The sequence below is a fragment of the Achromobacter sp. RT286_PF genome (genome assembly GCF_059760425.1).
The window spans coordinates 96653-110466 of the sequence record NZ_JCBAMR010000002.1 but is presented as its reverse complement, the minus strand read 5'-3'; the positions used below and the strand labels follow the sequence as shown (position 1 = coordinate 110466).

11 protein-coding genes are annotated in these 13814 nt (G+C 67.2%); 7 read left to right on the top strand and 4 right to left on the bottom strand.

Annotation, left to right across the window (positions count from 1 at the left end; translation table 11 throughout):
- Window positions 1-139 precede the first annotated feature (139 nt).
- A complete protein-coding gene (locus tag AC6LJY_RS02380) occupies window positions 140-994 on the top strand; it encodes an alpha/beta hydrolase (RefSeq protein WP_498135196.1) in 855 nt (284 codons plus the stop codon).
- 37 nt (window positions 995-1031) lie between these two features.
- Here the strand turns inward: AC6LJY_RS02380 and AC6LJY_RS02375 are convergent, their stop codons facing one another.
- Window positions 1032-2390 carry an ATP-binding protein gene (locus AC6LJY_RS02375; protein ID WP_498135195.1) on the bottom strand — a complete coding sequence of 453 codons (1359 nt, stop codon included), beginning with the start codon at window positions 2388-2390 and terminating at the stop codon, window positions 1032-1034.
- Entirely contained in the window at window positions 2387-3055 is a 669-nt protein-coding gene (locus tag AC6LJY_RS02370) for a response regulator transcription factor (RefSeq protein ID WP_082134636.1), read from the bottom strand. The genes AC6LJY_RS02375 and AC6LJY_RS02370 overlap by 4 nt, the downstream gene beginning before the upstream one ends.
- Window positions 3056-3197: 142 nt before the next feature.
- Here AC6LJY_RS02370 and AC6LJY_RS02365 point away from each other — a divergent pair, with 142 nt between their 5' ends.
- The 5 genes from AC6LJY_RS02365 (at window position 3198) to AC6LJY_RS02345 (ending at window position 9225) form a co-directional block, all read left to right on the top strand.
- The gene (locus AC6LJY_RS02365; RefSeq protein WP_498135194.1) at window positions 3198-3956 is read left to right on the top strand and encodes a MipA/OmpV family protein; all 759 of its coding nucleotides are present in this window, start codon (window positions 3198-3200) and stop codon (window positions 3954-3956) included.
- 226 nt (window positions 3957-4182) lie between these two features.
- Window positions 4183-5229, top strand: a complete 1047-nt coding sequence (locus AC6LJY_RS02360) for a Dyp-type peroxidase (RefSeq protein WP_314361937.1) — start codon at window positions 4183-4185, stop codon at window positions 5227-5229.
- Window positions 5230-5488: 259 nt separating this feature from the next.
- Entirely contained in the window at window positions 5489-5686 is a 198-nt protein-coding gene (locus AC6LJY_RS02355; protein WP_314361935.1) for a hypothetical protein, read from the top strand.
- 54 nt (window positions 5687-5740) lie between these two features.
- Window positions 5741-7033, top strand: a complete 1293-nt coding sequence (locus tag AC6LJY_RS02350; RefSeq protein ID WP_498135193.1) for an HlyD family secretion protein — start codon at window positions 5741-5743, stop codon at window positions 7031-7033.
- Window positions 7030-9225, top strand: a complete 2196-nt coding sequence (locus AC6LJY_RS02345; protein WP_498135192.1) for a peptidase domain-containing ABC transporter — start codon at window positions 7030-7032, stop codon at window positions 9223-9225. Before AC6LJY_RS02350 ends, AC6LJY_RS02345 begins: the two co-directional genes overlap by 4 nt.
- Here the strand turns inward: AC6LJY_RS02345 and AC6LJY_RS02340 are convergent.
- Both AC6LJY_RS02340 and AC6LJY_RS02335 read right to left on the bottom strand, forming a co-directional pair.
- Window positions 9164-9802 carry a response regulator transcription factor gene (locus tag AC6LJY_RS02340; RefSeq protein WP_498135191.1) on the bottom strand — a complete coding sequence of 213 codons (639 nt, stop codon included), beginning with the start codon at window positions 9800-9802 and terminating at the stop codon, window positions 9164-9166. The genes AC6LJY_RS02345 and AC6LJY_RS02340 overlap by 62 nt on opposite strands.
- On the bottom strand, window positions 9799-11628 hold the full coding sequence (locus tag AC6LJY_RS02335) for an ATP-binding response regulator (RefSeq protein ID WP_498135190.1): 1830 nt from the start codon (window positions 11626-11628) through the stop codon (window positions 9799-9801). The genes AC6LJY_RS02340 and AC6LJY_RS02335 overlap by 4 nt, the downstream gene beginning before the upstream one ends.
- A 142-nt stretch (window positions 11629-11770) precedes the next feature.
- Here AC6LJY_RS02335 and AC6LJY_RS02330 point away from each other — a divergent pair, with 142 nt between their 5' ends.
- Window positions 11771-13624, top strand: a complete 1854-nt coding sequence (locus AC6LJY_RS02330) for a methyl-accepting chemotaxis protein (RefSeq protein WP_104142203.1) — start codon at window positions 11771-11773, stop codon at window positions 13622-13624.
- The last annotated feature ends 190 nt before the right edge of the window (window positions 13625-13814 follow it).

The following is a 13814-nucleotide window of genomic DNA, read 5'->3' as shown; positions in this document are numbered from 1 at the left end:
TCCTGGGGGGCGCGAAGAGTTCCAGACTATACCCGAAGGCGACTTGAAAACAGCGTCTGCAAGACGGCCGGCAACGTTGCCGCCCGCCGCCGTTTATGGCTGAATAAAGCCGTCCTGTTTCGATGAAGAGCGCACCGCCATGGGCCAGCACAATTTCCCCGCCCTGCCGCCGCAACCCGCCGAGATCGCCATTGGCGTGGCGGCCGCCGATATCCACCATCACCTTGTCACCGCGCCGGATGGCAAGCGCGTGTATCGCCTGTCGGTCTGGACGCCGCCGCTTGACCCGGCGCCGCCCACCGGCTACCCGCTGCTGCTGATGCTGGATGGCGCGGCGGTGTTCGACAGCTTGACGCGCACGCAGGCCGCATTGCCGCCCGGGCGGTCGCTGCAAGCGGTGGTGGTGGGCGTGGACCAGGACGATGCCAAGCCGTTTGATCCCAAGGCCAATCTGGCGGCGCGGTCCTACGACTACACGCCGCCATCGCCCGGTGCGGACGCGCCACGCGGCGCGCCCAACAACCCCGACGCCGTGGGCTGGGCCAAGCGGGGCGGGGGCGCGGATCATTTCCTGGACCTGCTGCTGCAACAGGTGCTGCCGCTGGTCCAGGCGCGTTATCCCGTGGACCCGGGCAACCGCAGTCTGTACGGCCATTCGTATGGCGGGCTGTTCGTGCTGCACGCGGCGCTGACGCGGCCGCAGGCGTTTCAGCGCTATGTGGCGGCCAGCCCGTCGATCTGGTGGAACGACCACACCATCCTGCAAGCGCTGGCCTCGCCTGCGCCGGTACTGCCGGCCGGCATCGACGTAACGGTCATGGCCGGCGCCGAAGCCAAGGGCCAGGACGACGCGCCGGACAGCCCCGAAAGCGTCGTGCGTGCCCTGTCGCGGATTACGCATGTGCGCGCAGACTTGCAGGTGTTTCCCGGCCTGGGGCACGGCGCGATGCTGCCCGCCTCGCTGGCGGCAACGCTGCAACGGTATGTCAGATAGCGCCCACGACAGCGGGTGTAGTGCTACACCGGCAGCACTACACCCGCCGGGCGAATGCGATCGTCAAGCTCACGCCGCGTCCGGCCGGCCCCAGCCCGGTTCCCCATTCGATTCGCGCGCCGTGCGCCTTGGCAATCTGCGCCACCAGCGACAAACCGATGCCGCTGCCGTGTTCCGCTGTGCCGGGCGGCCGGTAGAAGCGGTCGAACACGCGTTCGCGTTCGGCCGGTGCGATGCCCGGCCCGTCGTCCGACACGCTAAGGTAGGCGCCGCCCGCAACCAGCGGCCCGCAACGAATCTGAATGCGGCCGCCGGCCGGCGTATAGCGCAACGCGTTGTCCAGCAGGTTGCGCACCAGCACGCCCAGGGCGTCCACATTGCCCGGCACGGACACGGCTTCGGTGTCCAGGGCAATGCGCTGCTGGCGCGATGCGGCCGGCATTTCGCTGTCGCGCGCGATCATTTCCGCCAGCCGATCCAGCGGCACGGGTTCGATTGCGCTTTCGTCCTGCGCCTGCGTGCGCGCCTGTTCCAGCAACTGTTCGGCCAGCCGCGCCGTGCGCGTGGCCACCTGCCGCAATTGCCCGACCGCCTGCGCGCGCGCCGCCTCGCTTTCGCTGCGCAGCGCCAGTTCGGCATACGTGCTTAACGCCGCCAGCGGCGTGCGCAGCTCGTGCGCGGCGTCGGCCACGAAGCGGCGCTCGCGGTCCAAAGAGGCCGACAGGCGTTGCAGCAGGTCGTTGATGGCGCCGACAAAGGGGCGCAATTCGCCCGGCATGCCCGCCGTGGGCACCGGCGTCAGGTCCACGCCGGTGCGGTGCAGGATGGCGTCGCGCGCGTGGTCCACGGGGCGAAACGCGCGCCGGATCACCAGCCACGTCAGCGCCATCAGCGTCGGGAACAGCACGCTTAGGAACCACAGGCTGCTCCACATGCGTTCGGCGGTTTTCTGCCGCAGCTCTTTAACCGACTTGGCAAACTGCACCTGCACGCGGCCGTCGGCGTCCGACACCGCGTATGCGCGCCACGGTTCACCTTGCAGGATGATGTTGCGATAACCGTCTTGGTAGTCCGGCACCAAGGGCTCGGCGGGCGCCCAGGGCGATTGCAGGACCAGCCGCTTGTCGGCCAGCGACCACGCCTGGAAGTTGGCGGTTTCGCCGTCCATCCGGGCGGGCGCGGACAATTCAAAACGGTCTTCGCGCGACGGCTCCGCTTCCAGCAGGCTGGTGGGAATGGACACCAGCGCCTTTTGCGCGCCGTAGCGCAGGCCCTGGTCGAACATGCCGGTTTCAGCGCGCGTCTGCTGCACGTAGAGCAGCGCAAACACGATCAACCCCGTGGCCAGCATGGCAAGCAGCAGGGTGATGGCCACCCGCCGGCGCAGCGTCATCATGGCGCGGTGTCCGCCACGATGCGATAGCCCATGCCGTGCTGGGTTTCGATCAGCCCGTCGCCCAGCTTGCGCCGCAGCTGGTGGATGTACACCGCCACCGTGTTGCTTTCGATCGTGCCGCTGCTGCCGTACACCGCCGCTTCAAGCTGATCCCGGCTGACCGTGTGGCCCATGCGCTGCATCAGCGCCAGCAGCGTGTGGTATTCATGCGCGCTCAAGCTGACGTCGCGGCCGCCTTGCCTGACCCGGCGGCCGGCCGGTTCCAGCACCACGTCGCGGCAGCGCAGCGCCGACACCACGCTGTTGCTGCTGCGCCGAAGCACCGCGCGCAGCCGGGCCTGCAGCTCGTCCAGCTGAAACGGCTTGACCAGGTAATCGTCGGCGCCCGCGTCCAGGCCCTGGATGCGTTCACTGAGGCGGTCGCGCGCCGTGATGATCAGAACGGGGGTGGTGTCGAAACGGCCGCGCAACGTCTTGAGCAGCGCCAGGCCGCTGCCTTCAGGCAGGCCCAGGTCCAGCAGCACGGCGTGATAGCCGTGGTCCACCAGCGCCAGTTGCGCGTCGGGCAGGGTGCGCACCCAGTGGACGCTGGCGCCGTCATCGGCCAGGCCCGCGTGCAGCGCGTCGCCCAGCATGGGGTCGTCTTCAACAAGCAGGATACGCAAGCACACTCCAGACCAGGACCCACGCGCCAGGCGGGCGGCGGGTCTTAAAGAAATTTTAAAAGTTGCAGAAGACAATTCGGGCCGATCCCGTGGGCGGCCGCCCGCGGCCAACGACACGAATGAAAAGGAAGCCCTGATGCGGATGGGTATAGTAGCAAGCGGCTTGATGGCGGGCGCGGTGCTTGGCGGGGCCGGCGTGGCCCAGGCGCAGGGCGCCAACGGCATAGGTTTAGGGGTCGGAGCCATACCGGTCTATGAAGGGTCCAGCGAATATCGCGCCTTGCCCGTGCCGCTGATCAACTACCACTCCGGCAACTTTTTCATTACGCCGCGCATGGGTTTGCCCGCGATGGGGCTGAAGACGTCGCTGGCCAGCGACCTGGACGCGGGCGTTTTCGTGGGGCTGAGCCTGGGCCGCAAGGCGGACGACGCGGACCGCACCAAGGGGCTGGACGACATCAAGTTCCATGGCGCCTACGGCGCCTACGTGGAATGGCGGCCGGGCCGGTATTCGCTGGGCGCCGGCTACAAGCAGGCGGCGCGCAGCGGCTATGGCGGCACGCTGGAATTGCGCGCCTCGTACGCCGCCCTGATGACCGAGCGGAACGTGGTGCAGGTCGGCGTCAGGACCGAATGGGCCAACCACGATGCCATGCAGACCCGGTTCGGCGTGACGTCCTCGCAAGCGGCGCGCAGCCGCGAAGGCTTGTCCACCTATTCGCCGTCGTCGGGCTTCAAGTCGGCGGCGCTGTACACCACCTGGACCTATCGCATCGACCCCAGCTGGAGCACCGTGTCCACCCTGGGCGTAAGCACCTTGCTGGGCGATGCGCGCGACAGCCCGCTGACCGAGCGCAAGACGAATATGTTTGGGTCGGTGGGCGTCATGTATCGCTTCTAAGGCGGGACGGTGGGACGGCGGGACGGCGGGGCAGCGGGCTTGGGGGCAGCCGGCTTCCCGGCAGCGGGCGGCCGGGCAACGAGCAGCGCGCAACAAACAAGGAGCAACCCGCAGCGTTATTTTGTTCAAGAAAACGCACCGGGTGCCGGATACAATTTCCGCGCGAAATCCCGGATGTTTCCTCGCTTCCTCGATTCCCCATTCCCTCATTCCCTTGAGCCCCGCCATGCCCGCCACATCGCCCGACCTTCCGCCTGAACCCCAAGCCGTGCACAGCCCGACGACGCGGCACGCGATCTTTATCGTGGCCACGATCAACCCCGGCGCCGACGCCGCGCAAACGGTGCGGTCGTGGTGCGAAGACGTGGCCACGCGCGTGCGCACCGTCAACACGCGCTCCCCGGAGCAAAACCTGTCCTGTGTGTGCGCGTTCGGCTCCGACGCGTGGGACGCGCTGTTCGGCCAGCCGCGGCCGGCCAGCCTGCATCCGTTCCGGGTGTTCGGCGAAGGCGCGCGCGTGGCGGTGGCCACGCCCGGCGATATCCTGCTGCACATCCGCGCCGATTCCATGGACCTGTGCTTTGAAGTGGCAACGCTGCTTATGCAAGGCCTGGGCGATGCCGTGACGGTGGTGGACGAGGTGCACGGCTTCCGCTATTTCGACCGCCGCGCCATCATCGGCTTTGTGGACGGCACCGAAAACCCCGAAGGCCGCGAAGCCGTGAACTTCACCGTCATCGGCGATGAAGACGCCGAGTTTGCCGGCGGCAGCTACGTGCTGGTGCAAAAGTACCTGCACGACATGGCGGCCTGGAACGCGCTGACGGTTGAAAGCCAGGAAGGCGTCATCGGGCGCCACAAGCTATCCAACGTTGAACTGGACGACGACATCAAGCCGGCGTCCTCGCACAGCGCGCTGACCACGCTGGAAGAGAACGGCCAAGAGATCAAGATTCTGCGCGACAACATGCCGTTCGGCCGCGCGGGCATGGGCGAGTTCGGCACGTACTTCATCGGCTACGCGCGTTCGCCCGCGCCCATCGAGCAGATGCTTGAAAACATGTTCGTGGGCCGCCCGGCGGGCAACTACGACCGCTTGCTGGATTACAGCCGGGCGGTGACGGGCGGGCTGTTCTTCGTGCCGTCGGCGCAATTGCTGGAGCAGTTGGCCGAACGCGCGCCGGTCGTAGCTGTTGTCCAGGACGACGCCGCGCCGGTGGTGGCCAGCGCGCCAAGCGCACCGGTCGCGCCGGTCGCACCGACCGTGCCGTAGGGGCGGCGGCCGAGGCCGGCAATATCTTGCACCCTGACGCGGTGCCGCGCAGGCGCGGCAGGGCGCAAGAACGCCATCCTCTACGACTAAAGACCGATGCGCCGGTCGCGCCCCGCTGCTACTGTCCGCCCGGAGCAGATCGGCATTGCCGGCCACGGCGCTTTCCGATTGCATCGTCACGCGGCACGTGCCGTGCGGTGGCTGCTGCTCAGCCGATGCCGACGCGGTTTTCTTCGTCGGCAAGCAGCAGGAGAATCGCATGAAGACCAACCATCAACCGTCCACGGCCAGCCAGGCGCAAGACGCCCAGGTCCAGGCCCTGACGGCACAAGAAATCCAGCAGGTCAGCGGCGGCTACGGCCAGAACCGCTCTTTCGGCGTCGTCGTGCCGCAGCGTAGCGTCCCCGGCCAGGGTTCGGTAAGCCCGACGTCCGGCAAGACCTTTTTCACGCGCTGATGCAGGGGGGCGCGGCGATGCCATCGCCGCGCACTCCTTCTGGCCTGACCTGCCGTGTCGCTCTATCGCAAACAAGCCCTGGCCGCGCAACGCACCGCGCCGCTGGGCGATATCGTCCTGATCCGACCGGTGTCGTTTGTGCTGGTCACGGCGGCGCTGGGCGGCTTTGTGTTGCTGGTCTGCCTGTTCCTGGCCTTCGGCACCTACACCAAGCGTGCCACGGTCAGCGGCCGGCTTGCTCCGGATACGGGCCTGCTGAAGCTGTATGTGCGCGACGCCGGCGTGGTGCTTGAAAGGCGGGTGCGGGAAGGCCAGCATGTGAACGCGGGCGACGTGCTGTACGTGGTGTCCGGCGACCGGCAAAGCGCCATGGGCGACACGCAGCAAGTCATCAGCGGGCAGATCCGTCAGCGGCAGGACAGCCTGCGCGTCGCGCGCCAGAAAACGTTGTTGCTGCAACAGGGCGAACGCGATCTGTTGACGGCCGGCGTGGCGAGCCTGCGCGCGCAGCTAACGGCCATCGATAGCCAGATCGACGGCCAGCGCGCCCGCATCAAGCTGGCCGAAGACAGCGCGCAGCGCTATCGCAACCTGATGGACAAGGGCTATCTGTCGCCCGAGGAATCCGACGCGAAGCGCGCCGAACTGCTAGAGCAACGCAACCAGTTGCAGGCGTTGCTGCGCGATCGCATCGGCCTGGGGCTGGATCTGTCCACACGGCAGGCCGGCTTGGCCGACCTGGGCTTGCGGCAGCAAAATCAGCTAGCGCAACTGGACCGCGACCTGGCGGGCGTGGAAGTGGAATTGACGCAAAGCGAAGCGCGGCGCCAGATGCTGGTCACCGCCCCGCAAGCGGGCGTGCTGACGGCCGTGACGGCTGACGTGGGCCAGGCGGTGGACACGGCGCGGCCGCTGGCCACCATCGTGCCGGACGGCGCGAAGCTGGTGGCCGAACTGTATGCCCCCAGCCGCGCGGTGGGCTTCGTGGCGCCGGGCGATGCGGTGCTGATGCGCTTTGCCGCCTACCCCTACCAAACCTACGGCCAGCAAGCAGGCGTGGTGCAGAACGTCACGCAAAGCGCCTTGCCGGAATGGCAGTTGCACGACGGGGCAAGCGCCGATGCCAACCCTCCCGACGGCCCTGGCGGCAACAACGCCAACGCGGGCGCCCCGGGAGAGCCGATGTACCGCATCACCGTGTTGCTGAAAACACCGGTGCGCGGACCCGATGGGCAGTCGCTGACCCTGCGCCCCGGCATGCGCCTGGACGCCGACCTGCTGCAACAGACGCGGCGGCTCTATCAATGGGCCATCGACCCCGCCCACCAACTGGCGGGAAAACTATGACGATGCTTGAACGCCTGACGCTGGGCGTCAAACGCCGCGTGCCGCGCCTGTTGCAGACCGAGGCGGCCGAATGCGGGCTGGCCTGCGTGGGCATGATCGCCGGCTTTCATGGGCATCACCAAAGCCTGGCCAGCCTGCGCGGCCGCTTTCCGGTGTCGCTGTCAGGCTCGACCCTGGCGACGCTGATCCATGTGGCCAGCCAGCTTGGGCTGGCCTCGCGCCCCGTCAAGGCGGGGTTGGGCGCGTTGGGCAAGCTGGCGCTGCCGTGCATCCTGCACTGGGAGTTCAACCACTTTGTGGTGCTGACCGCCATCAATGGGCGGTGGGCCACGCTGATCGATCCGGCGCGCGGCACCCGCAAGGTCGCCATCAGCGAGTTGTCGGCGTCGTACACCGGCGTGGCCCTGGAGCTTTGGCCCACGCCGGATTTCGTCACCGCGCACGAGGCGCGGCCCGTGCGGCTGCGTGAACTGACCGGGCGCATCTCGGGCCTGGGCGCGGCGTTTTCACAAGTGCTGCTGTTGGCGCTGGCGCTGGAAGTGCTGACGGTGGTGCAGCCGTTCTTTCTGCAATGGGTGGTGGACCATGTGCTGAACACCGGCGACCGTGACTTGCTGACCACCTTGGCGCTGGCTTTCGGGCTGTTGATGGCGATGCTGCAACTGACCTCGGTCGCGCGCAGCTGGATGCTGCTGTACCTGGGCACGACGCTGAATCTGCAATGGCGCACCAACGTCTTCACGCATCTGCTGCGCTTGCCGGTCGGCTATTTCGAACGGCGTCACCTGGGCGATATCGTGTCGCGCTTCGGCGCCATCGACGCCATCCAGCGCACCGTGACCACGTCGTTCCTGGAAGCCCTGCTGGACGGCATGGTGATGGTGATTACGCTGGTGCTGATGTTCCTGTACAGCCCGCCGCTGGCGTGGATCGCGTTGGGGGCAATGGCGCTGTATGGGCTTGCGCGGTGGGCCGGCTATGCGTCGCTGCGCTACGCCACCGAAGAGCACATCGTGCACGCCGCGAAAGAACAGTCGCACTTTCTGGAAACGGTGCGCGGCGTCAAGGCCATCAAGCTGTTCCAGCATCAGGACGACCGCCGATCACGGTGGCTGGCCTTGCTGGTCAATGAAATCAACGCCGATCTGCGTGTACAGAAATGGACGCTGTTTTTTCGCACGTTCAATGGCTTGCTGTTCGGGCTGTCGTCCATTGCCATTCTGTGGTCGGGCGCGCGGCTGGTGCTGAACGGCCAGTTCACCGTCGGCGCCTTGCTGGCGTTCATTGTTTACAAGACGCTGTTCGACAAGCGCGTGGCGGCGTTGCTGGACAAGCTGGTGGACGTGAAGATGTTGCGGCTGCAAGGCGAGCGCCTGGCCGACATCGTGCGCGAAGCGCCGGAGGCCATCGATGAAACGCCGCGCGACACCGCAGACCCTGGCGCCGGCGCCGGCGTGCGCCCGCCCGTGATCGAGGTGCGCAACCTGCGCTTTCGTTACAGCCCGCATGAACCCTATGTGCTGGACGGCGTGAGCCTGCGGATCGAGTCGGGCGAATCCGTGGCCATCACCGGGCCATCGGGCGGCGGCAAGACCACGCTGGTCAATATCCTGCTGGGCATTCTTACGCCCACCGATGGCGAAGTGCTGGTGGACGGCGCACCGGTGCGCGGCCCGGGCGCGGCGTCGCTGCGCAAGATGGCGGGCACGGTGTTGCAGGACGATGTGCTGTTTGCGGGTTCCATCGGCGAGAACATCAGTTTTTTCGATCCGCGTTTCAATGCCGATCGCGCGCAGCGCTGCGCCCGCATCGCCGCCATTCACGACGATATCGTTGCCATGCCCATGGGCTACAACACGCTGGTGGGCGATATGGGCACGGTGCTGTCGGGCGGCCAGAAGCAGCGCGTGCTGCTGGCGCGGGCGCTGTACAAGCAGCCGTCCGTGCTGTTCCTGGACGAGGCCACCAGCCATCTGGACATCGACCGTGAACGCGTGGTCAACACGGCGATTGCGCGGCTGGCCATGACGCGCGTCATCGTTGCGCATCGGCCGGACACCATCGCCGCCGCGGGCCGCGAGATATCGCTGGTGGATGGCAAGATTGCCGCCGACAGCGGGCGGCGCAGCCCTACGCCGGCCGGCCGAACACGCCGCCGCGCCGAGCCACTAGCGTCGCCTGTGTGCGATTAAGCACGCCGAGTGCGGCCAGGATGGCCGACACGTGCGTCTTCACGGTTTTTTCCGTCATGCTCAAGCGCTCGGAGATTTCTTTGTTGCGCAGGCCGTCGCACATCAGCCGCAGCACTTCCTGCTGACGCGGCGTTAGCGTGCGCAGCAGCGCCGCTTCGTCCTGCGTGGCGGACGCGTCGCCGCCGGCCGCTGACCGGTGCAGGGGCGGGGAGGCATCGTTGATGGCATCCAGCGCGGCCACCAGTTCCTGGCAACTGGCCGACTTGTTCATGAAGGCCTGGGCGCCGGCTTCCATGGCGCGGCGCCGGTCTTCGGGGTCTTCCGAAGCGGACAGCACCAGCACGCGCAACCGCGAACGACGCTGCCGCATGCGCCGCAGCAATTCCGCGCCGGCGATATCCGGTAAGTAGTAGTCCATGATTACATTGGTGATGTCGTCATGGCGGGCCAGCACCTCCAGCGCGTCCCGGCCATTGGCGGCCGGATGCAGCGTCAACGTGGGTACCGTGTTGGCCAAGGCCAGGGCGAGGGCTTCGCGGAACATGGCGTGGTCGTCGACCAGCATTACGGCCGTCATTCGGTATCTCCAGAGGACGCGGTGGCGTGCGCCGCTTGCAGCAGCGCGGCCACGCGTTCGCGCAGCGCCTGCACCGCAACGGGCTTGTGCAGCAGGGGGATGCCACGGTCGGCGGCTTCGGCCAGGCGGGCGGGATCCGTGTCGCCGCTGACCAGCAGGGCGGGCAAGACCGGGTCGTTGTATTCCTCGCGCAGCCGCTCGATGACGTGGATGCCGGTCTCGTGGTCGCGCAGGCGATAGTCGCTGACGATCAGCGATGGGCGTTCGGCCAGCGGCAGCACGCGTTCAAACAGGGCGTTACCGCTGGTGGCGCCAATGACGCGGCAGCCCCAGCTTTCAAACAGCATCGTCAAGCCGGCCAGGTTTTGCGCATCGTCGTCCACCAACAGCACCAGCTGTCCGGGCAAGACGGATTCGCCGGCCATCGCGCGCGCATCGCAGGGCGCGGCGCTGACGTTGGACAGGCCCGCTTGGGCCGGGTCCGCGATGGGCGTCGTCAACATGAACGCGGTGCCGCGACCCGCCTGCGAACGCAGCGCCAGCGGATGCCCCAGCAGCGTGGCGGTGCGGCGCACGATGGCCAGCCCCAGCCCCAGGCCCTTGCTGCGGTCTCGTTCGGGATTGCCCAGCTGGTGGAATTCCCAGAACACGCGTTCTTGCTCGGCCGCCGGGATGCCGACGCCGTTATCCCACACTTCAATGCGCAACTGGCCCGCCACGCGGCGGCAGCCGATCAGCACGCGCCCGCCGGTGGTGTGGGTGATGGCGTTGCTGATCAGGTTGCGCAGGATGCGTTCCAGCAGCACCGGGTCGGACCAGATGCAGGCGGAACACGCGCGCACGCGCAGCGACATGCCTTTTTCGCGTGCTTGCGGGGCGTATTCGGCGCGTAACCGATCCAGCAGCGGGTTCAGCGCAAAGCCCTGCCAACGCGGTTCGATCACGCCGGCATCCAGCCGCGACAGGTTCAGCAAGGCATCGAACAACTGCCCCATTGCCGCCATGGCGCTGCCGATGTTGTCCACCAGATAGTGACCGTGACGTGACAGCGGCTCGTTTGTCAGCAAGCCCAGGAACAGGTTGACCGCGTGCACGGGCTGGCGCAGGTCGTGGCTGGCGGCTGCCAGGAAACGCGATTTTTCCAGATCGCTGCGTTCGGCGGCAATCTTTTCCTGGCGTACCTGTTCCAGCAGCGCCAGGTTTTCATACCCCAGCCGCAGCGCGTCCAGATGCGTGCGGTTCATGCGGTGTATGAAGGCCAGCGTGGCGACCAGATAGGCCAGGCCGCCCGTGACCAGCGCCAGGTGGATGGCCGAGGGCTGCGCGGCCAGGGCGATGAACATGGGCGCGAATGCCGGCACCTCGAACGCGTACATCACCGGCAGCAGCATGTAATTCGAATAGATGGCGCCGGTGCCCAGCCCGAACAGGATGACGATGAAGAACAGCTGGTATTCCAGCGGAACGAACAGCGTCCAGTAGGCAAAGGGCAGCCCCCACAGCAGGCCGGACGTCAGGTTGCCCACCAGCATGCGCCGCAGCCAGCGTTCGGCCGCGCCGGGGTCGGCGCGATGGTGGTCGTAGGCGATGACGGCGGCCAGGCGCAGCACGCCGACCACCAATGTGGCGCCGATCCACCACAGCACTTCGTGCAGCGGCAAGACGTTGTGCAAGGCGTAAGCCGAGAAGCAGGCCGTGATCAGGGACCCCGCCAGCGCGAAGGGAAAGCTGCGGCGCAAGGCGTCGATCTGCACCTGCTGGATACGGGCGCCGTAGCCGGAGGTGAACGCGGTGGCGGAAGGGGAGTGACCTGGGGTGGGCTGCACCGGCGGATTTTAGACCGATTGCACCGCGCCCGGCTAAAGGTTCCGCCGTGCCTGCCGTAAGCCCAAACGTGGCCGCCTGTTTCGTGGGGGGGGCTGCGTACCCGTGCCGTCCGGCATGGGCTGTGGCAGTAAGAAGGCAAGAATGAAAATCACCTCGTTGCGCAACCGTATTTTATTGATCACCTGCTTTACCGTCGTAGGCGCCCTGGTTTTGTCGGGCATCACCACCTACCAGATCGTGCGCAGCAACATGATGGCAACCATCTCGGGCAACCTGGACGCCATTGCAGCCGGCAACGCCAGCGCCATCGAGCGCTGGTCGGCGGACAAGGCGCAAGCGGTGTCGGCCACTGCCGCCGTGGTGGAAAAGGGCGACCCGCGCGGCCTGACCAAGCTGATGGGCGAGACCAACGGCTTTCCCATTTCGACGATAGGCTGGTCCGACAAGACGTTTTTCTCGACGACGCAAACCGCCGCCGACTACGACCCCACCGCGCGGCCCTGGTACAAGAGCGCGGTCGCGGCGGGCAAGCTGACCGTGACCAAGCCGTACGGCGATTCCGGCACCGGCAAGCTGTACGTGGCGTTCACCGCGCCGATGGTACGCAGCGGGCAGACGGTGGGCGTGCTGAGCGGCGCGGTGCCGCTCGATGGCATCCAGAGCATCATCCGCGCGATCCGTCCCACGCCGTCCAGCCTGGCATTCGTGGTGGCGACCGACGGGCAGGTCATCTCGCACGTGAATGACAAGCTGGCGTTGAAGCCGTCCACCGACGTGGCCCCGGAACTGACCCCGGCCGCGCTCACGGCCATGGCGCAGGAGGGCGCCGACCCCATCACGGTCAGCCTGGACGGCCAGAAAAAGCTGTTGAAGGCACGCCGCATTCCCGGCACCGACTGGTCGCTGGTGATTGCGCTGGACAGCGCCGAAGCCACGGCGGGCTTGACCCAGGTGCTGAACGCCACGCTGATTTCGCTGGTGGTGCTGACCCTGGTGGCCGTGGGCATTGCCAGTGTGGTGACATCCCGCGCCTTCAAGCGCCTGTCGGCGGTGCGCGACGCCATGGACACCATCGGCTCGGGCGACGGCGACATGACGCATCGGCTGGACGTGGTCGGGCACGACGAGGTGGCGCAGATCTCGGCCTCGTTCAACGCGTTTGTCGACAAAATCAGCCATGTGATGCTGGACGTGCGCACGGGCGTGCATTCGATGTCGGCCGCCACGCGCGAGATCGACATGGGCAACCGCGACTTGTCGCAGCGCACGGAAACGTCGGCCGGCTCGTTGCAGGAGACGTCGTCGGCGTTGACGCAGATGACCTCCAGCGTGCGCCAGACCGAAGAGGCCGCCGAACATGCCAAGCGCCTGGCCACGGAAGCCAGCGTGGCGGCCGAGCGCGGCGGCAAGGTGGTGACGGACGCGGTGACGACGATGAGCGCGATTTCGCAGTCGTCGCAACGCATTACCGAAATCATCAGCGTGATCGACAGCATTGCGTTCCAGACGAACATCCTGGCGCTGAACGCGGCGGTGGAAGCGGCGCGCGCGGGCGAGCAGGGGCGCGGCTTTGCGGTGGTGGCGGGCGAAGTGCGCACGCTGGCGCAACGCAGCGCGGCGTCGGCACAGGAAATCCGCACGCTGATCCAGGCGTCGGTTGAAAACGTCAAGAGCGGCACCGAGCGTGTGCAGGCGGCGGGCTCGACCATGAGCGAAATCGTGGATGGCATTGCCCGCGTGCAACGCCTGGTCAACGAGATCCACGGCGCGATGACCGAGCAAGCCGTCGGCATCAGCCAGATTGACCGCAGCGTGGCCGACATGGATCAAGCCACCCAGCAGAACGCGGCCCTGGTGGAAGAATCCGCCGCGGCCTCGGCCATGCTGAGCGACCAGGCGCGTGCGCTGGCCGACACGGTGGGACTGTTCAAGCTGCGCGGCGACGCACACGGTGGCCAGCCCGGCACAATGCTGGCGCTGCCGCGCGCGGCGTAGGACGGGCAGGGCTGGGCAGCGCCGGCAAGCCTGCGGCGGCTGGCACTTGTCAAGCGTCCCGTCAGGCATCCTGGCAGGCAACCCGGCAGGCAACCCGGCAGGCAACCCGGCAGGTTCGGGCCGGGTAAGCCAGGTTCGAATCGCGCCGAGGGAGTTGCCCGGCGGCGCGGATGGCAGCAGAATCCGTCAT

What these genes read in the sequence shown, in the direction of transcription:
- AC6LJY_RS02380 (WP_498135196.1), top strand. Translation starts at nt 140, where the DNA reads ATGGGCCAGCACAATTTCCCCGCCCTGCCGCCGCAACCCGCCGAGATC.
- AC6LJY_RS02375 (WP_498135195.1), bottom strand. Translation starts at nt 2,390, where the DNA reads ATGATGACGCTGCGCCGGCGGGTGGCCATCACCCTGCTGCTTGCCATG.
- AC6LJY_RS02345 (WP_498135192.1), top strand. Translation starts at nt 7,030, where the DNA reads ATGACGATGCTTGAACGCCTGACGCTGGGCGTCAAACGCCGCGTGCCG.
- AC6LJY_RS02340 (WP_498135191.1), bottom strand. Translation starts at nt 9,802, where the DNA reads ATGACGGCCGTAATGCTGGTCGACGACCACGCCATGTTCCGCGAAGCC.
- AC6LJY_RS02330 (WP_104142203.1), top strand. Translation starts at nt 11,771, where the DNA reads ATGAAAATCACCTCGTTGCGCAACCGTATTTTATTGATCACCTGCTTT.
- AC6LJY_RS02360 (WP_314361937.1), top strand. Translation starts at nt 4,183, where the DNA reads ATGCCCGCCACATCGCCCGACCTTCCGCCTGAACCCCAAGCCGTGCAC.
- AC6LJY_RS02355 (WP_314361935.1), top strand. Translation starts at nt 5,489, where the DNA reads ATGAAGACCAACCATCAACCGTCCACGGCCAGCCAGGCGCAAGACGCC.
- AC6LJY_RS02365 (WP_498135194.1), top strand. Translation starts at nt 3,198, where the DNA reads ATGGGTATAGTAGCAAGCGGCTTGATGGCGGGCGCGGTGCTTGGCGGG.